This is a genomic window from Pseudomonas sp. LBUM1666 (genome assembly GCF_059695775.1).
This window is the reverse complement of sequence record NZ_CP166789.1, coordinates 3,194,918-3,213,239: the sequence shown is the minus strand read 5'-3', so window position 1 is coordinate 3,213,239 and position 18,322 is coordinate 3,194,918. Positions and strand designations below refer to the sequence as shown.

At 59.2% G+C, this 18,322-nt stretch carries 11 protein-coding genes and 1 pseudogene; 5 read left to right on the top strand and 7 right to left on the bottom strand.

Features of this window, described 5'->3' with window-relative positions; translation table 11 throughout:
• Positions 1–1,503, bottom strand: coding sequence for an ATPase domain-containing protein (locus ACA056_RS14550; RefSeq protein ID WP_497265539.1), 1,503 nt, complete (start codon positions 1,501–1,503; stop codon positions 1–3).
• Positions 1,504–1,619: 116 nt separating this feature from the next.
• Positions 1,620–2,675 (bottom strand): tetratricopeptide repeat protein, encoded by a 1,056-nt coding sequence (locus ACA056_RS14545; protein WP_497265537.1) that lies wholly within the window; start codon positions 2,673–2,675, stop codon positions 1,620–1,622.
• A gap of 197 nt (positions 2,676–2,872) precedes the next feature.
• Here ACA056_RS14545 and ACA056_RS14540 point away from each other — a divergent pair.
• A pseudogene (locus tag ACA056_RS14540) lies at positions 2,873–3,634 on the top strand (HlyD family secretion protein); the annotation flags it as partial.
• A gap of 56 nt (positions 3,635–3,690) precedes the next feature.
• Here the strand turns inward: ACA056_RS14540 and ACA056_RS14535 are convergent.
• From ACA056_RS14535 to ACA056_RS14520, 4 genes are all read right to left on the bottom strand, one after another.
• A complete protein-coding gene (locus tag ACA056_RS14535) occupies positions 3,691–5,112 on the bottom strand; it encodes an efflux transporter outer membrane subunit (RefSeq protein WP_497265535.1) in 1,422 nt (473 codons plus the stop codon).
• The gene (locus ACA056_RS14530; protein ID WP_497265533.1) at positions 5,109–8,291 is read right to left on the bottom strand and encodes an efflux RND transporter permease subunit; all 3,183 of its coding nucleotides are present in this window, start codon (positions 8,289–8,291) and stop codon (positions 5,109–5,111) included. The genes ACA056_RS14535 and ACA056_RS14530 overlap by 4 nt, the downstream gene beginning before the upstream one ends.
• A 12-nt stretch (positions 8,292–8,303) precedes the next feature.
• Positions 8,304–9,557, bottom strand: coding sequence for a multidrug efflux RND transporter periplasmic adaptor subunit MexE (gene mexE, locus ACA056_RS14525; protein ID WP_008156373.1), 1,254 nt, complete (start codon positions 9,555–9,557; stop codon positions 8,304–8,306).
• Between the two features lie 304 nt (positions 9,558–9,861).
• Positions 9,862–10,779 carry a LysR family transcriptional regulator gene (locus ACA056_RS14520; RefSeq protein WP_008156370.1) on the bottom strand — a complete coding sequence of 306 codons (918 nt, stop codon included), beginning with the start codon at positions 10,777–10,779 and terminating at the stop codon, positions 9,862–9,864.
• Positions 10,780–11,047: 268 nt separating this feature from the next.
• Here ACA056_RS14520 and ACA056_RS14515 point away from each other — a divergent pair, with 268 nt between their 5' ends.
• From ACA056_RS14515 to pgm, 4 genes are all read left to right on the top strand, one after another.
• Entirely contained in the window at positions 11,048–12,070 is a 1,023-nt protein-coding gene (locus tag ACA056_RS14515; protein ID WP_497265530.1) for a zinc-dependent alcohol dehydrogenase family protein, read from the top strand.
• 563 nt (positions 12,071–12,633) lie between these two features.
• Positions 12,634–14,121 carry a hypothetical protein gene (locus ACA056_RS14510; RefSeq protein ID WP_497265528.1) on the top strand — a complete coding sequence of 496 codons (1,488 nt, stop codon included), beginning with the start codon at positions 12,634–12,636 and terminating at the stop codon, positions 14,119–14,121.
• Between the two features lie 67 nt (positions 14,122–14,188).
• A complete protein-coding gene (locus tag ACA056_RS14505) occupies positions 14,189–15,589 on the top strand; it encodes an aminotransferase-like domain-containing protein (protein ID WP_497265526.1) in 1,401 nt (466 codons plus the stop codon).
• Between the two features lie 111 nt (positions 15,590–15,700).
• Positions 15,701–17,347 carry a phosphoglucomutase (alpha-D-glucose-1,6-bisphosphate-dependent) gene (pgm, locus tag ACA056_RS14500; protein ID WP_497265524.1) on the top strand — a complete coding sequence of 549 codons (1,647 nt, stop codon included), beginning with the start codon at positions 15,701–15,703 and terminating at the stop codon, positions 17,345–17,347.
• A 61-nt stretch (positions 17,348–17,408) separates the two neighbouring features.
• Here pgm and ACA056_RS14495 read toward each other — a convergent pair whose 3' ends face one another.
• Positions 17,409–18,104, bottom strand: a complete 696-nt coding sequence (locus ACA056_RS14495; RefSeq protein WP_497265522.1) for a pirin family protein — start codon at positions 18,102–18,104, stop codon at positions 17,409–17,411.
• Positions 18,105–18,322 lie beyond the last annotated feature (218 nt).

Sequence of the window (18,322 nt, the reverse complement as noted above, 5' to 3'; positions counted from 1 at the left end):
TCACAGGCTTTGTTCCTCAAGCAAAGGATTGCTGGCACCCAGATAAGTGGGGACACCGCGCAATACGCCTTGAAATGCATCCAGCGGTTCGCCAATGGTCATGCCCTGAGCGCTGATGCGGTATTCCCGAATGGTTGACTCATGGCTGCCCGTGCGTTTCTTGATGATCGAGATCGCCCGGCGAACCTTGCCCACGGCCTCGAAGTAGCGCAGCAGAATGACCGTGTCGGCCAGATAGGTGATGTCCACGGGGGCCTGCATGTCACCGACCAGTCCATGCTGGGCGACGGTCATGAAGGTCGCGGCACCCTGGCGATTGAGGTACAGCAGCAACTCGTGCATGTGCAGTACCAGCGCGTTTTCCTCGGGCATCGCCGCTTGATAGCCGTTGATGCTGTCGATCACCACGGTCTTGATATTGCCCTCATCGACACAGCGACGAACCCGGTAGGAAAACTCTCCGGGGGACAACTCAGCCGCGTCCACTTGCTCGATCAGTAGGTTGCCGGTGTCTTGCAGCGCCTTGAGGTCGATGCCAATGTTCTTCATGCGCTCGAACAGCAACCCGAGCTCTTCATCGAAAATAAACAGCGCAGCTTTTTCGCCACGGGCCACGGCGGCAGCGGCGAAGATCATCGAGATCAGGGATTTGCCGGTACCGGCCGGGCCAAGGATCAACGTGCTGGACCCGGTCTCGATCCCGCCGCCGAGCAGGGCGTCCATCTCCTTGATGCCGCTGGACAGTTGCTGACGGATATAGCGACCGCGATGCTCGGCGGCCACCAGACGCGGAAAAACATGCACGCCATCGCCCATGATGGTGAAGTCGTGAAACCCGCCTCGGTACTTCTGACCACGGTATTTCACCACGCGGATCCGCCGACGCTCGGCGCCATAGTTGGGGGTCAGTTCCTCAAGGCGAATGACGCCGTGGGCCACACTATGCACGGTTTTGTCGAGGGATTCGGTGGTCAGGTCGTCCAGCAACACCACCGTGGCGTCATAGCGCACAAAGTAGTGTTTGATCGCGAGGATCTGGCGACGATAGCGCAATGAGCTTTGGGCCAGCAGACGGATCTCGGAAAGACTGTCGAGCACTACGCGGGTCGGCTTGACCCGTTCGACCACTTCGAAAATCTGCTTGGTGGCTTCGCCCAGTTCAAGGTCCGAGGAATACAACAAGCTTTGCTGATGCTCTGCATTGAGCAGGCTTTCCGGGGGCGTCAGCTCGAAGATGTGGATGTTCTCATCCAGCTCCCAACCATGGGACAACGCACCCTGTCGCAGCTCTTGCTCGGTTTCCGACAACGTGATGTACAACGAGCGCTCGCCAGCACGGGCGCCGGCCAACAGGAAATGCAAAGCGACGGTGGTTTTGCCGGTTCCGGGCTCGCCCTCCAGTAAAAACACGTGGCCGCGGGACAAACCACCGGCCAGGATGTCATCCAGGCCTTCGATGCCGGTGGCGGCTTTTGCACTGATCAACTCGTTAGATGTAGACAAAAAATGCCCTCTCATGACTAGGGGGAACGAGGCAGCAGGCCGCAAGTGCCTGAATGGACTGCCTGTTCTCTTGACCCTTGGCCGAGACGACGAGTTCAACGAATTTTTTGCTGTTGTTAAAGCCCTTGCTGCAAGGCGGGGTCGTCGGGATTGAGTTGCTCAAGTTGCGCCAACAGAATCTGTACGTTCTGCAGCTGGCCGCTTTCTTTCCAGTAGTTGATCAGCAATACCCGGGCTTTTCGGTCGGCCGGGTGGCGCTGGACAATTTCCTGCAACTGTTTCTGCGCCGCTTCCAGCTCCTGTTCATCGTGAAGCGTGGTGGCCAGGTCGTAGCGGTAATCCTTGTTGTCCGGCTCCAGCTCCACGGCTTTGGACAGGCCGAGCAGGGCGAACTCACTTTGCCCGTGATGCAGCAGCCAGAGCCCCAAGGCATGTTGCAGGTAGGCCGAGTCGGGCTGAGCCTTTAGCTGCTTGGCCAACAGCTGTCGGGCAGCATCGTTTTGGCCCAGGCGATCCAGCACGTCGATTTGCATCACCAGCGCGGGCAGGTTGCCGGGCGCAAGACGCAAAGTGTTCTGCAGTGCCTGCTGCGCCTCTTTCAATTCGGCATTGTGCAGATGCAGTCGAGCCAGTTGATATTGGTTGTCGGCGCTTTCCGGTTGGCTCTTCAGGTCTTGTTCCCATGCATCGATGGCTTGCTCCAGCGGCCCGAAGTACAAACCGAGATCGTCCGGCGATAGCCCCAGCAAGGCGTTCACAGCGGCATAGCGGACGCGTTGTTCGCTGTCATCGAGTAACGGGCCCAGCAGCAGGCTGCGCTGACCGCTGGGCACCAGACCGCTGATGCTTTTGATCGCTGCAATGCGCACGTCTGGCGACTCATGCTGCAAGTCCGCATCCGCCAGTTTCAGGGCCACGGAGCTGGGGTAGTTGGGCAGTTCGGCATGCAACCAGACGCGGCGTTTGGCCGATATATCAGAGCGGCCCAGTTGCTGGTAGAGCACCCGCGCTGCGCCCGGTTGGCCCGCGCGCGCCTGGTTCAGCGCCTCGCTGTAGCCACGCTTGATCGCCTCCGGCACGGCGGGGGTTGTGCTGCGCAGGAAGAACCAGGCAAGGCCGATGGCAAACAGGACGCAGAGGCTGATGAGCAGGTAGCGGCGGGACTGGGGCATGCAGGAATCCGGGAGCTGGCAAGCTGTTGCAAAGTTGCCAGCTTCGGTCAGGCAAGGCTGTGAGTCAAACCCAGACTCAGTTCAATTCGTTAGTCAGTCAATTCGAGGCAGGCTGGCCTTTCAATGATTTTGCCTACAGGTTGCGTCGACATTGAAACCCATCGAGGCGCCAAAGCAGTGACTACGCTTGCTGGAGCCCGGCGCGCTATGTCCTGGCGGTTGAGCATGCCAAGCGTTCGGTGGAAGTGGCGAAAGCCACCCTTGGTCAGTCCGAGGCAACGATTGTCGCCAGTGAAGCGCTGCTCCGCCAGCGTCAGAGTGAAGAGCGCCGACGGCGCACGCTAAAGCAGCGTTTCGCCATTTCTGGCGAAGAATGGGAAAAGTCCAGCACGGAAGTGGCGGTGGCGCAGGCCGAGTTGCTGCGTAACCAGGCAAACCTCGGTCTAGCCCACGCCAACGTGCAATTGGCCATCGCCGCATTGACCCAGGCCGAACTGGACTTGCAGCGCACGCGGGTCGAAGCGCCCGTCACTGGGTACGTCACCAACCTGCTGACCCGTCAGGGTGACTATGCCGCGGCCGGTGGCGCGCTGTTGGCGCTGGTGGACAGCGACTCGTTTTATGTCAGCGGCTACTTTGAAGAAACCAAGCTGCCGCGGATCGAGGAGGGCGACCGGGTCAGGATCGAATTGATGAGCGGCGAAACCTTCGGCGGCACTGTGCAAAGCATTGCCTTCGCCATTTCCGACCGGGAGAACCTGCCCGGCGGTCGCCTGCTGGCCAACATCAACCCCAGTTACACCTGGGTCAAACTGGCGCAACGGGTGCCGGTGCGGATACAGGTCGACGCCGATTACGCGGCCAAAAACCGACTGCGTGCCGGGACTACGGCCACCGTAACAATCCTTGAGTCCGAACAGAGTAAAAGCCAGGCAAAAAAAAGCCCCGCGACCGAATGAGGCGCAGGGCTAAAAAATTGGTTGGTTGCGGCCAACCAAAGGAGCTCGTTAAAACTTTACTTGCTGGCGACCGTCTCTGGTTGCCAGCCACCGCCCAGGGCTTTGTAAATCGCGACAATGCCGCGATACAGATCGACTTCGGCCTGGGCCTGAGTGTCTTCAGCCGCCAGGCGCTCACGCTGGGCATCGAGCAGGACGAGGAAGTCCGCAGTGCCTTCGCGGTAGCGAATTTGGGCGAGGTCGGCCGCGGCGCGGCTGGATTCGCTCTGACGGATCAGCGAGATCAAGCGTTGTTGACGTTTGCCGTAGTCGCTAAAGGCGTTTTCCGATTCCTCCAACGCCAGCAGTACTTGCTGTTCGTAGGTCGCCAGGGCGCCTTCGGCATCAGCATCGGCACCACGTAGACGGGCGCGCACGCTGCCAAGGTCGAACGCCGCCCAGGTAATGCTTGGGCCCAGTGCCCAGGCGTTGGCCGCCGAGGAACCGATTTGCGAACCGCGCCCGGCGGTGAAGCCCAGGAAACCGCTGAGGCTGACCCGTGGGAACAAATCAGCCTTGGCCACGCCGATACGGGCGGTGGCGGAGGCCAGTTTGCGCTCGGCGCTGAGAATGTCCGGGCGACGTTGCAGCAGTTCACCCGGATCTCCGATCGGCAGGGCCTTGGCGATCGCCGGCAAGTCTTTTGGACTCAGGTCGACGGTCAGCTTGTCCGGACGTTCACCCAACAGAGTGGCGATGCGGTTTTTCTGCCTAACCTGTTCAGCCTGCAATTGCGGCACGCTGGCTTCGACGGACGCCAGACGTGCATCGGCGCGGACCACATCGAGCTGATCGCCGACACCGGCATCACGCAGGCTGACGGTGATCTTGCTCGATTCCTGCTGGTTATTCAGGTTGGCCAGGGCGATCTTTTCCCGCAGCTGCGCACCGCGCAGTTGACCGTAGGCATCCACCAGTTCGGCAATCATCGAGACTTGCAGTTGGTACAGATCGGCTTCGAGCGCTTGCTGTTCGGCGTCGGCAGATTCCAGGTTGCGCTGGATACGGCCAAACAGGTCGATCTCCCACGCCATGTCCAGGCCCAGGTCGTAGCGTTCGCTATTGACCCGCTTGGTGGTCTGGCCCGGGATCTGCCCCTTGGCCAGGTCACTGCTGGCCCGGCTGGTGATGGTTGGCATGGCGTCATTGCTGACGTCATCGCGAATTGCCCGGGCCGCTTTCCAGCGAGCGAAGGCTACGCGCAAATCACGGTTGCCTTGCAGCGATTGAGTCACCAACTGGTTGAGGGTCGGATCTTCGAACTGCTGCCACCAGATGCCTTCGAAACGCGAGTGATCGTAGTTCTTCTGACCGGCGCTGCCATCGGTGGCGGTCGTGATGTTGGCCGGCTCAGTGGCTGGGGTCTTGTAGTCCGGGCCGACGGCACAGGCACTCAGGGCCAGTACCAGAAGGCTCGGCAGGAAGGCTTTCAGGCTCATTGTTGCGCCTCCAGTTTCAGGGCCTTGGCCGCTTTGCGCTTTTCACCGCGCTCCACAAAGTTACGAATCAATACGTAGAACACTGGCGTCAGCAACAGACCGAAGAAGGTCACCCCGAGCATCCCGGAGAACACCGCCACACCCATGGCATGACGCATTTCGGCACCGGCACCGCTGGAGAACACCAGAGGCACAACACCCATGATGAACGCGAAGGAGGTCATCAGGATCGGACGCAGACGCAGGCGGCAGGCTTCCAGTACCGCGGCGAGCGGGCTGAGGCCTTCGTCCTGCTGTTTGTCCTTGGCGAACTCGACGATCAGAATCGCGTTCTTACAGGCAAGCCCCACCAGTACGATCAAGCCGATCTGGGTGAAGATGTTGTTGTCGCCTCCCGAAGCAATCACACCGGTGATGGCCGACAGCAGGGTCATCGGTACGATCAGGATCACCGCCAGTGGCAGGCTCCAGCTTTCGTATTGAGCCGCGAGTACCAGGAACGCCAGCAGTACGCAGAGCGGGAACACGAACAGTGCGGTGTTACCGGACAGAATCTGCTGGTAGGTCAGGTCGGTCCACTCGTAGGTCATGCCGTTCGGAAGTTCTTCCTTGAGCAGTTTCTCGATGGCTTTTTCGGCCTGGCCGGAGCTGTAGCCGGGGGCTGCTGCACCGTTGATTTCCGCGGTGATGAAGCCGTTGTAGTGCATCACGCGGTCCGGGCCCGAGGTGTCGCTGACCTTGATGAAGGTCGCCAGCGGGATCATCTCGCCTTTGTTGTTACGTACTTTCAGTTGACCGATCTGGTCCGGTTCGAGACGGAACTGCTGTTCAGCCTGAACGTTGACCTGGTAAGTACGACCAAAGCGGTTGAAGTCGTTGGCATACAGCGAACCCAGGTAAATCTGCAGGGTGTCGAAGATGTCGCTGACGGCCACGCCGTGGGTCTTGGCTTTTTCCCGGTCGATAGCTGCATCGACCTGTGGCACGTTCACGGTGTAGCTGGTGAACAGGGCGGCCAGTTCCGGCACGCTGTGGCTTTTGTTGATGATGTTCATGGTTTCTTTGTACAGCTCGTCATAACCCAGGTTGCCCCGGTCTTCGATCTGCAGGCGGAAACCACCAATGGTGCCCAGGCCTTGTACCGGCGGCGGCGGGAAGATCGCCATGTAGGCTTCTTGAATTCCGGCGAACTGGCCGTTCAACGCACCGGCAATCGCACCGGCGGACATGCTTGGATCTTTACGCTCGTCGAACGGTTTCAGGGTCACGAACACGATGCCGGCGTTAGGGCTGTTGGTGAAACCGTTAATCGACAGACCAGGGAAGGCCACCGCACTTTCCACTCCTGGCTGTTTCAGGGCCAAGTCGGACATGCGTTTGATCACGTCTTCGGTACGGTCCAGGCTCGACGCATCCGGTAGTTGCGCGAAGGCCACCAGGTATTGCTTATCCTGGCCGGGTACGAAACCGGTCGGAGTGCTGGAGAAACCGAAGAAGGTCAACACCATCAGGCCTGCGTACAGCAGCAGGGCAATACCGCTGCTGCGGATAACCCGACCTACGGCGCCGACATAACTGTGGCTGGCCTTGTCGAAGAAACGGTTGAACGGACGGAACAACCAGCCACCGAAAATCTTGTCGAGGACCTTGGAGAAACGGTCCTTCGGCGCGTCGTGGCTCTTGAGCAACACAGCAGCCAGCGCAGGCGACAGGGTCAGCGAGTTGAACGCCGAGATCACAGTCGAGATCGCGATGGTCAGGGCGAATTGTTTATAGAACTGCCCGGTCAACCCGGAGATGAAAGCCGCCGGGATAAACACCGCACACAGCACCAACGCCGTTGCGATGATCGGGCCGGTCACTTCACGCATCGCACGTTTGGTTGCTTCGACCGGTGTGAGTCCCAGGCCGATATTTCGCTCGACGTTCTCCACCACCACGATGGCGTCGTCCACCACGATACCGATGGCCAATACCAAGCCGAACAGTGACAGCGCGTTCAGCGAGAAGCCGAACAGATGCATCACGGCAAACGTACCGATCAGCGAAACCGGCACCGCCACCAACGGAATGATCGAGGCGCGCCAGGTTTGCAGGAACAGGATCACCACCAGCACCACGAGGATCAGCGCTTCGAAGAGGGTGTGAACCACCGCCTCGATGGAGCCGCGCACGAAGATCGTCGGGTCATAGACGATGCTGAAGTCCATGCCTTCCGGGAAGCTCTTTTTCAGCTCCGCCATCTTGTCGCGTACTTCGTTGGAGATTTCGATCGCGTTGGAACCAGGGCGCTGGAAGATCGGGATCGCCACCGCCGGTTGGTTGTTCAGCAGCGAACGCAAAGCATATTGGCTGGAACCCAACTCAATGCGAGCGATGTCTTTCAGGCGAGTGATTTCACCGTTGTCGCCGGAGCGAATGATGATGTTCTCGAACTCTTCTTCAGAAACCAAACGACCTTGGGTGTTGACCGACAGCTGGAAGGCAGTGGCATTCGGCGCAGGCGGCGCACCCAACGCACCGGCGGCCACCTGACGGTTCTGTTCACGAATCGCAGTCACGACGTCAGTGGCGGTCAGGTTGCGCGAAGCGGTCTTGTTCGGATCGAGCCACACACGCAGCGAGTAATCGCCCATGCCGAATAGCTGCACGTCACCGACACCACCCAGACGCGCCAGCTCATCCTTGATGTTGAGCAAGGCGTAGTTGGACAGGTAGAGCATGTCGTAGCGTTTGTCCGGCGAGGTCAAGTGCACAACCATGGTCAGGTCGGGCGAAGCCTTGTCCACGGTGATACCGATGCGCGTCACTTCCTCGGGAAGTTTCGGCTCGGTCCGGGTCACACGGTTCTGCACCTGTACCTGTGCGTTGTCCAGGTCAGTGCCCAGCGCAAAGGTAATGGTCAGGGTAATCTTGCCGTCAGCGGTGGACTGCGAGGACATGTACAGCATGTTCTCGACGCCGGTGATGGCTTGCTCCAGTGGAGCGGCCACGGTTTCACCGATGACTTTTGGGTTGGCACCCGGGAAGTTCGCGCGGACCACAACGGTCGGCGGAACCACTTCCGGGTATTCGCTGATCGGCAACTGGAACAGCGAGATGGCGCCGGCAATCAGGATTAGTAGCGAAAGTACCGCTGCAAAGATCGGCCGTGAAATGAAGAATTGGGAAAAATTCATCGTAGAGATCCCTTAACCGCGTGGAGTCGCAGCAGCCAGTTTCACAACCGAACCCGGCGCGACCTTGGCAGGTGCGACTTGGGGCAGGTTGCTGGCTTCCAGCGCTTGTCGTTGTTGAGCCAGAGCGGCGAGGGTTTGTTCGCTGGCCATCGGGATCACTTCAGGGGTGACCGGCGAGCCAGGGCGAACCCGTTGCAGCCCCTTGACGATGACGGTGTCGTCCTTGTTCAGGCCGCTGCGCACGATGCGCAAACCTTCGATCTTCGGACCCAGCTCGACCGAGCGGTAAACGGTTTTGTTGTCGGCATCCATCACCAGCACGAACTTTTTACCCAGATCTGTACCGACTGCTTCGTCGTTGATCAGCACGGCGGAATAGGTGCCGCTGCCAACCAGTTTCAGACGGGCATACAGGCCTGGGGTGTAGGCGCCGTCGCTGTTGTCGAACACGGCACGACCGCGGATGGTGCCGGTTTTCGGGTTGACCTGGTTGTCGACGAAGTTCATCACGCCCTGGTGTGGGTTGCCGTCTTCGTTGGAGAGGCCGAGGTAAACCGGCGTGGTGGCACCGCGTTTGCCCTGGCGAGCGAGCTGGGTGTATTTGAGGAACACACGCTCGTCGGCGTCGAAGTAGGCGTAGACCTTGTCGGTGGACACCACACTGGTCAGCGCGGTGGTATCGGCGGTCACCAGGTTACCGGCGGTGATTTCCGCGCGGCTGACGCGACCACTGATTGGGGCAGTGACACGGGTAAAGCTCAGGTTCAGTTTGGCCAGGTCCAGTTGCGCCTGGAGGGCACCGACGGCGGCGCGGGCTTCTTGAGCAGCGCTGGTGCGCGAATCGGCCAGCTCGGCGGAGATCGCGTTGCTGGTGCGCAGACGTTCGCCACGCTGGGATTCGTTTTCGCTGCGGGTGGCGTTGGCGCGGGACTGGGCAACCAGGGCTTCGAGGCGGCGAACCTCGGCCTGGAATGGACGCGGATCGATCTGGAACAACAGGTCGCCTTTCTTGACCAAAGCGCCTTCAGTGAAGGCCACTTCATCGATCTGGCCAGAGACCCGGGGACGAATTTCTACGGTTTCCGGCGCTTCGAGGCGCCCGGTGAATTCGTCCCACTCATTAACCGGTTGTTCCAGCACCTTGGCCACGCTGACCTTGGCTGCGGGCATAGTGGCGGCCGTGTCCGGAGTCTTGCCGCAGGCGCTCATCACCAGTACGGCCAACAGGGCCAACGGGAAGCGTAAATGTTTGAGTGATTGTTCCATGGATGCATCCGCCAATGTATTGAGAATGGACGGATGATGCTCGGCGAGGTTGTATCGCACGAATCGAATGAGGCGAAGGTAACTATCATTCGGAATGATATAAGCGCCAGCCAAGCTCTCTAGCGTGCACCTTTCGTTAGGCGGCTATCAATTAGATTGATGACAATTCAGTGTTGCGGGGAATGCAAAGATAAGGCGTTGGATCGAGTCGCTGCCATCGCGAGCAAGCTCGCTCCCACAGGGGATTCAGTGTGGGAGCGAGCTTGCTCGCGATAGGGCCAGAAGCCCTCATGCAAAATCAGGATCAAGCAAGGCTATCCGGATCACCGAAGAACATCTGAATCCTCGACCGCAGCCAACGCTCGCCCGGATCATTATCCTGCGACCCACGCCAGGCCATGTGCAATTCAAAACTGCGCACCGGCAACGGAGGGTCTTCAGCCCGCACACCACCGGCCGCCGTCAACGCTTCAGCCGTGTAATCCGGCACGGTCGCGACAATATCGGTCCCGCTGATGAGGGTGCTGAGTCCGTTGAACTGCGGCACGGCGAGCACCACATGTCGTTTGCGTCCGAGCTTTTCCAGCTCTTCATCTATAAAGCCGCTCAGGTCACCGGCGAACGACACCAGCGCATGAGGCCGTGCGCAGAAATCATCCAGGCTCAACGGCCCCGGCACCGTGTCGGCCCGCAACAGCTTCGGCATGCTGCGACGCAGTACTTTGCGCTTGGCGTTGGCCGGCAGGTCGGCGGTGTAGCTGACGCCGATGGAAATTTCGCCCGAGGCCAGCAGGCTCGGCATCAGGATGTAGTTGGCCCGACGCACCACCAGCACGATCCCCGGTGATTCGGCGCGCAGGCGCTTGAGCAGCATCGGCAGCAGGGCGAATTCGACATCGTCCGACAGACCGATGCGAAACACCGCGGTGCTGGTCGCCGGGTCGAATTCCGCCGCACGGCTGACCGCGGTGGAAATCGAATCCAGTGCAGGCGAGAGCAGGGCGAAGATTTCCACCGCCCGGGCGGACGGTTCCATGCTGCGGCCGGTACGCACGAACAACGGATCATCGAACAGCCCGCGCAGGCGCGAGAGCGCCGCACTGATGGCTGGCTGGCCGAGGAACAATTTCTCCGCAGCGCGGGTCACACTGCGTTCGTGCATCAATGTTTCAAAAACGATCAACAGGTTCAGGTCGACACGACGCAGGTCATTACGATTCATCTGGAGTCCTGGCAGAGTCATCAAGCTTGACGAGAGCGGCCATATGAGAACAATGGCCGGCATGAATATTAAGGGGAAAGGCTGCTACTCTGCACCGAGTAATTCAGTTTTCCTGAAAAGGCTGCTTCGGTTTTCACGGCATTTGACGATGTCGCCGGCGCTGCGGAATCAATGACAGGCATGTCGACTATTAATAGCCACTGATAGTCTTGGGTAGAAAGCCCAGATAGAGTTCAGGGCATTAGAGGTTTCTTTGACGAGGTTTGCGATGTCCCGCACGATCCGTTTTCACAAGTTTGGTCCAGCCGAGGTGCTCAAATGCGAAGAGCATGCGGCCGCTCTCCCTGCGCCGGGCGAAGTGCAGGTGCGCGTCGAGGCGATTGGCATCAGCTGGTACGACATTCTCTGGCGCCAGAACCTGGCCTCGTCCCACGCTCGTCTGCCTTCAGGCCTTGGCCATGAAATGTCCGGCGTCGTGACGGCGGTCGGCGAGGGCGTCGATGATCTGGCAGTCGGCGACAAGGTCGCCAGCTTCCCGGCTGAAAGCCCGAACGACTATCCGGTCTACGGCGAACAGATCGTTCTGCCGCGCTCGGCACTTACCCGTTACCCGGACGTGCTCAGCCCGATCGAAGCCAGCGTGCATTACACGCCGCTGCTGATCGCTTACTTCGCTTATGTCGATCTGGCACGGGTCAAACCCGGGCAATTCGCCCTGGTGACCGACGCCAGTCACTGCGCCGGTCCGTCCTTTGTACAACTGGGCAAGGCTCTGGGTATCCGGGTCATTGCCGCGACCAAGACGGCGGAAGAGCGTGAGTACCTGTTGTCCTTGGGTGCCGAGAAAGTCATCGTTACCGAGGAACAGGATCTGCTGATGCAGATCAACAAGATCACCGACAACCGTGGCGTGGACGTTGTGTTCGACGGTCTCGGCGGTCCACAGATGTCGTTGCTTGGCGATGTGCTTGCACCTCGCGGCAGCCTGGTGCTGTATGGCCTGCAAGGTGGCAACCAGACGCCATTCCCGGCCTGCGCAGCGTTCCAGAAGAACATTCAGTTCTTTGTGCACTGCATCGGCAACTTCACTGGCAAGCCGGAACTGGGCATCATCCAGGACCAGGTCGCCCTTCAGCGCGCCTTGCGCGACATCAACCAGCTGACCGCCGACCGCGTACTGCTGCCGCTCAAGACTCGGGTCTTCCCGTTTGCCGAGTTTGTAGAAGCACACCGCTACATGGACGAATGTCCATGCCGTGAACGGGTCGCCCTCCAGGTCGAACCTGCATAAGCCCTTCTGCAAGAGTCCGTGCCCCCACGGACTCTTCTGTTTTCAGCGCCTGCCAAAATGAGACGTCCCATTTCCCGTCAATGGGTCAGTTCAGCAACTGAACTGGTTTTTGCTCTCAATCTGTATCTTCTAATCATCATATAAGCCTTGATAATTGAATGATTACTTTCATCTCAAGGAATGAGTCATGGCTGGGTATTGGCTTGATACTTTTCAATACACACTGTTAATACATATCCGACCAATAGTTCGTTGTTGCGCAGTTGCCAAAAAAACATGGGTGACTTCTTTCTCTATTTCTTGTGCTAATTGTCTGTGGGACGCTGTCGGACATTTCCTAGGATGTCGCTCACAGCCATTAGAGGTCGATTCTACGGGGGTTCGCGGCCACCTTCCTCTGCCCGGAGCAGGGGGGGATTCCAGTTATTTCAAATAATTACCAAAAGCTTAAGTGCTAGCATTTGGTAATAACGTCCAGTACTTCAATCGTGGCAAGCAGCCCATTGCGCAATGCGTGTCGTTGTTGGCGCGATATCGAACTTAAAAGCATCAGGTAAATAAAGATGACCAATACCCATGATCAAGCGATGAACTATGTCTATCAGCAAGTGCTGCAGCGATTGCTGAGTTTCTTCTCGCGCGCCGAACGCACGGCATTGCAGCTGATGATTCAGCGACTGGTGGTGGCCGCCGGGGGCATGGAGCGTATTGGCAATTACAAGGTCTTGGCGATTCAGTCCGGCTCCCGCGACAGTTGTTACACCCTGGCGCTGCTGCGCGCTGCACAGCTGAGTATCGCCGGCCGGGCGCCTGCGACGTTTCAGTTGCGAGTGGCTTCCTTGCGCTTGAACGGCACAAGCTCGGCGGCCCTGGAAAACATCCATCGCAGCTACAGCGCCTTGTTCCTCTACGACGATCCTCGGGTCGAAGTGTTGATGGTTGATAACCGGGAAGTCCTGCCGTTCAACCATCTGACGCCGATTTCCGAAGGCGGTCGTGAGTCGAATCGGCTCAATCTTTTGATGGTGGGCCATCGTCGCGCCCGGAACGGGCCGCTGGATCTGTGGGACGACGGGTATCTGGCCACCGGCGAGTTCTATGGGCAAATAGCTCGTTGGGACAGCGGTGTCGATGCATTGATCGGCAGCGACTCACCTCGTCAGCAGAAGCAGTTTCTCGACGGGTTGAAGCGTGCTGCCGCCAAGGCCGGGCTCAAGACCTCGAATCACCACGAAACCGGCTACGAGGAGCTTTTCGCGTTGCTCGATGAACTGGGCAGCGACTGCTATCACGCTTTTTATGCTGAGCATGGCCAGGTTGCGTGGCGTCCGGCCGAACGATTTGAGGCCTGTCGTCGCGCCACGTACATCGACATTCACGACATGCTGGTCAGCAACCTGGAAGAGCGTTGGCCGCTGCTCACAGAATTTCTCGGTTTTCAACCTGACGAACTGGCGGCTCAGCTCAGCGACAACGAGTACGTCAGCCTTTCTATCTCTGCACACATGCGGGGTTTGCAATCGTGCTTCATGCACGACCGCGGCTACGAGACGGGTATCGCCGAATACCTGCAACGGGCATTGGTGATGATGCGGCGCAAACAACTGGCGGAACGGTTGTGCGAGCAAGCGGTAGAGGCGTTAGGAAATCCGGCAACGCTGGCCGAGCAGCGTGTGCTGGCAGGGGCCGAGGCTCAAAAAAACCTTGGCCTGAGCGAGGCTCAACTGGTGTGCCTGCTCTTTTCACCTTTCGTCGAGAATGGCGCGGCGCTTGAGCGTTTTCTGCGTCAGTGCCACCCCGGCATGCTCGTGGCGATGCCTGATTTGCACCGGGCAATGCAGGGCAATCCGGTGCCGGAGCAGGTTCTGCAATGGATGACCGACGTCAGCGGGTTACCTGTCAGCTTGATCGGCAAGCTTTACCGCATGGGCCCGGTGTTTGCGGATGAGGGTATGGCAGGCGTGCTGGAAATCGACGGCGCGGGTGTGCAAGCAGCAGCTGACTTTGACGACGACACGGCGGTGGCGGATGAATGGTCAGCGGGGCGCTGAAAGTGCGTGGCTTGACAGATTTCTTGACGATGCATGATGACGTTCACACGGCATTCGGCCCTCGCCCATGAAAGGGCCACGAGAAACTGACTTCGCGTATCAGGCGGTGTACCGATATCTGACTAACCTGATCAACGAACCGGTCAATGACACGCGAGTCCGCCTGCCTTCGTTGCGACAGTTGGCGGAGCGTCTGAGCGTGTCGATCTCGACCATTCAGTACGCTTATTCGCTGCTGGAGAAGGAGGGGCGCGTTTATTCGGTGGCCAAGTCCGGATATTACGCGTTACCGGTGTCCGCCATCTGCACGCTCAGCAGTGGCAACGACCTGCTCGAAACCGTTTATGTCAACGCCAGACGTCCCGGAATGCTGGTCTTGAGCGCCGATGAACCGGCGTTGTTGCAACCCCTCGACAGTCCGTTGTTACTGCTGGAACGAGAACTGCTGCGCCAATATCCGCGTCAGCCGCAACCGTCATCGCAACCTTGCGGTGAGCTGGAACTGCGCATTGCCCTGGCAGCGCGCTACACCACCTCGCCGCTACGTTGCTGGCATGCCGACGATGTCTATATTGGCGCCGACCTGCGTGGCGTGCTGGAAATACTGATCGCTGTGTTGAATCTCAAGGACGCCACGGTGTTGGTCGAGTCGCCGTGCGACTGGGCGATTCTGCGGTTGCTCCAGGCTGCGCAGGTGCGAGTGATCGAGCTGGTGGTGCAATCCAGCGGTGGCCTGGACGTCGAATGGCTTAAGGAGCTGCTGGAGACCGAGCCGGTGCGGCTGGTGATGGTTTCATCCGGGCTGAACATGCCGCGAGGCAGCCTGGCACCCGGCGACAACCGGCAAGCCGTCGCGCAGTTGCTGGAGCGACATGGCAGTTGGGTGTTGGAAAACGACTGCTACGGCGAACTCGGATTCGAATCGGACGGCCAGCGGTTTCGAGACCTGCTGGACCCCGATCGGCTGATCGTGTTTTCCACCTTCGAGAAAATCATCGGGCCGGAGGCGCCATACGGCTATCTGCTGTCGCGGCATTTCAGTGCCGAGCTGCAACGGCACTTTCTGCTGCGTTCGTTCCGCTTGTCACCGATTCGCCAGAAAGCCATCGCTCGCTTGTACGGCAACGGACGCGTCGATCAGCACCTTCAGGTATTACGGCGGATGCTCAAGGACCGCATGGTGCAGATGACGCAGCTGTTGCAGGAACGTTTGGGCGATGCCTTGCACTTCGTCGAACCTCAGGGCGGTGCAACCATCTGGGTTCGTTCGCTGCGCCAGGTCGATGTACGTCGGGTGTTCCAGCGCCTGCTCAAGCACCAGGTGGTGATCGCACCGGGAGAGCTGTTCAGTCTCCAGGGCTTGCATGCGCAACATTTGCGCCTGAGTCACACCTTCGGCGGTGATCACGACCTTGCCGCGGCAATGGGCTTGTTAGGGGACGCCTTGCGTCTGGAGTCGATCGATTGAACGGGGTCACACACCCTGCGTGACACTCATGGATCGATCCCATCGCGCTACGGTCAAACTGCCAGTAAACTGCGTTCCTATTCCTGAACCACTCGACTTCAGAGGTTTTGCATGACACTCAGTCCTTTTGCGGGCAAACCGGCACCGGTAGAACTGTTGGTCGACATCCCGCGACTGGTGACGGCCTATTACACCGGCCAGCCCGATGCCGCCATTTCGACCCAGCGCGTCGCTTTTGGCACGTCCGGGCACCGAGGCAGCTCGTTCGACTTGAGTTTCAACGAATGGCACGTTCTGGCGATCAGCCAGGCAATCTGCCTGTACCGCGAAGCCCAAGGCATTGACGGCCCACTGTTCGTCGGCATCGACACCCACGCGCTGTCCACCCCGGCCGGTGCCAGCGCCCTTGAAGTGCTGGCCGCCAACGGCGTGACGGTAATGATCGCCGAAGGTGACGAATACACCCCGACACCGGCCATTTCCCACGCCATTCTTTGCTACAACCGCGGGCGTACGTCGGGCCTGGCGGACGGCATCGTCATCACGCCGTCCCACAATCCGCCGCAAAGCGGGGGCTACAAATACAACCCTACCAACGGTGGCCCGGCCGATACCCATATCACCAAGTGGATCGAAGCCAAGGCCAATGAACTGCTGAGCAACAAGCTCGCCGGCGTCAAGCGCATCAGCTACGAGCAGGCGCTGAAGGCCAGCACGACCCATCGTCACGATTACCTCAATACCTACGTCGCCGACCTGATCAACGTGATCGACTTCGACGCCATCCGTGATGCCAAGCTGCGTCTGGGTGTCGATCCGCTGGGTGGAGCCGGGGTGCGTTACTGGCCGGCGATTGCCGAGCATTACCGTCTGGACCTGGAAGTGGTCAACAAACAGGTCGATCCGACCTTCCGCTTCATGACGGTCGACTGGGATGGTCAGATCCGCATGGACCCATCGTCCACTCACGCCATGCAAGGCCTAATCGGTCTGAAAGAGCGTTTCGACGTAGCATTCGCGTGCGACCCGGACCACGATCGCCATGGCATCGTGACCCCGTCCGGTGGTTTGCTCGCGCCGAACAACTACCTCGCCGTAACGATCGACTACCTGTTCCAGAACCGCCCGCAATGGCGCGCCGATGCGGCCGTGGGTAAAACCGTGGTCAGCAGCGGCTTGATCGATCGCGTGGCAAAACGTCTGGGTCGTCGCCTGTACGAAGTGCCGGTCGGCTTCAAGTGGTTTGCTGACGGTTTGTTCGACGGCTCTCTGGGCTTTGGTGGCGAAGAAAGTGCCGGCGCTTCGTTCCTGCGCAAGGATGGCAGCGTCTGGTGCACCGACAAGGACGGCTTGATCCCGGCACTGCTGGCCGCAGAAATGACCGCCCGCACTGGCCGCGACCCAAGTCAGGCCTATCGCGCCTTGACCGAAGAACTGGGCGAACCGTTCTCGGTGCGCGTCGATGCCAAGGCCAATCCTGAGCAGAAGGCACTGCTGAGCAAATTGTCCCCGGATCAGGTCACCTCGACCCAACTGGCGGGCGAAGCGATCCAGAGCATCCTCAGTCACGCACCGGGTAACGACCAGGCGATCGGTGGTCTGAAAGTCATGACCGAGAATGGCTGGTTCGCGGCGCGCCCGTCGGGCACCGAAGACATCTACAAGATCTACGCTGAAAGCTTCGTCAGTGACGAACACCTCAAACAATTGGTGGCAGAAGCGCAAACACTGGTGGACGGCGCGATCTCTGCGAAGTAATCCAGAATGTGAAAAGGGGCGGCCATGATGGTCGCCCCTTTTTTTGCCCTGCGTTTGACGATTAAGCCAAGTCCACCAGGACGATTTCACTGTCTTCGATGGCGGTCACCCGCAACACTTGCTCATCGGCAACCGCAATACCGTCTCGAGCTTGTGCACGCAAGCCATTGACTTCAATGACACCGGTAGCCGGAACCAGATAAGCACGGCGGCCATTGTCCAGGCGATACTCGGCGGATTCACCGGCCTTCAGGTTCGCTGCCACCAATCGGGCATCGGCTCGAATCCGCAGACTTTGATCGTCGCCAGCCTTGCCGCTTGCCAGTGTCACGAAACCTTCGCGCTGGCCTTTGGGGAAGGGCTTGGCGCCCCAGGACGGTGCCAAACCGGTTTCGTTCGGGATGATCCAGATCTGGAAGATCTTGGTCTCGGTCGCTTCCAGGTTGTATTCACTGTGGGCGATCCCGGTGCCGGCGCTCATGACCTGAACGTCGCCCGCTTCGGTACGACCCTTGTTGCCCAGGTTGTCTTCGTGAGTGATTGCGCCTTCACGGACATAAGTGATGATTTCCATGTCCCGGTGCGGGTGTTTCGGGAAACCGGTGCCGGAAGCAATCACGTCGTCGTTCCACACCCGCAGGTTGCCCCAGTTCATGCGCTTTGGGTCATGGTACTCGGCGAACGAAAAGTGGTGATGAGCATCCAACCAGCCATGGTGGGCGCCGCCCAAGGATTTGAAGGGTCTGAGTTCAAGCATGATCGTCTCCTGAAAAGGTTCGTCATGGGGCAGAGCGCCTGAGCCACGAAACGCGAACCGGTGGTTGATGGCGAGCATCATCTATCAGGCACTGATCGATAAAAAGCGTAAAAAATGCCTCAATACAATCGAATAATTTGATATCAAATCACCTCGAAAGATTCTCACCCAACCTTCACTTCATCGCATAAGCCAATGACCTGTAAGCATTTCACTAG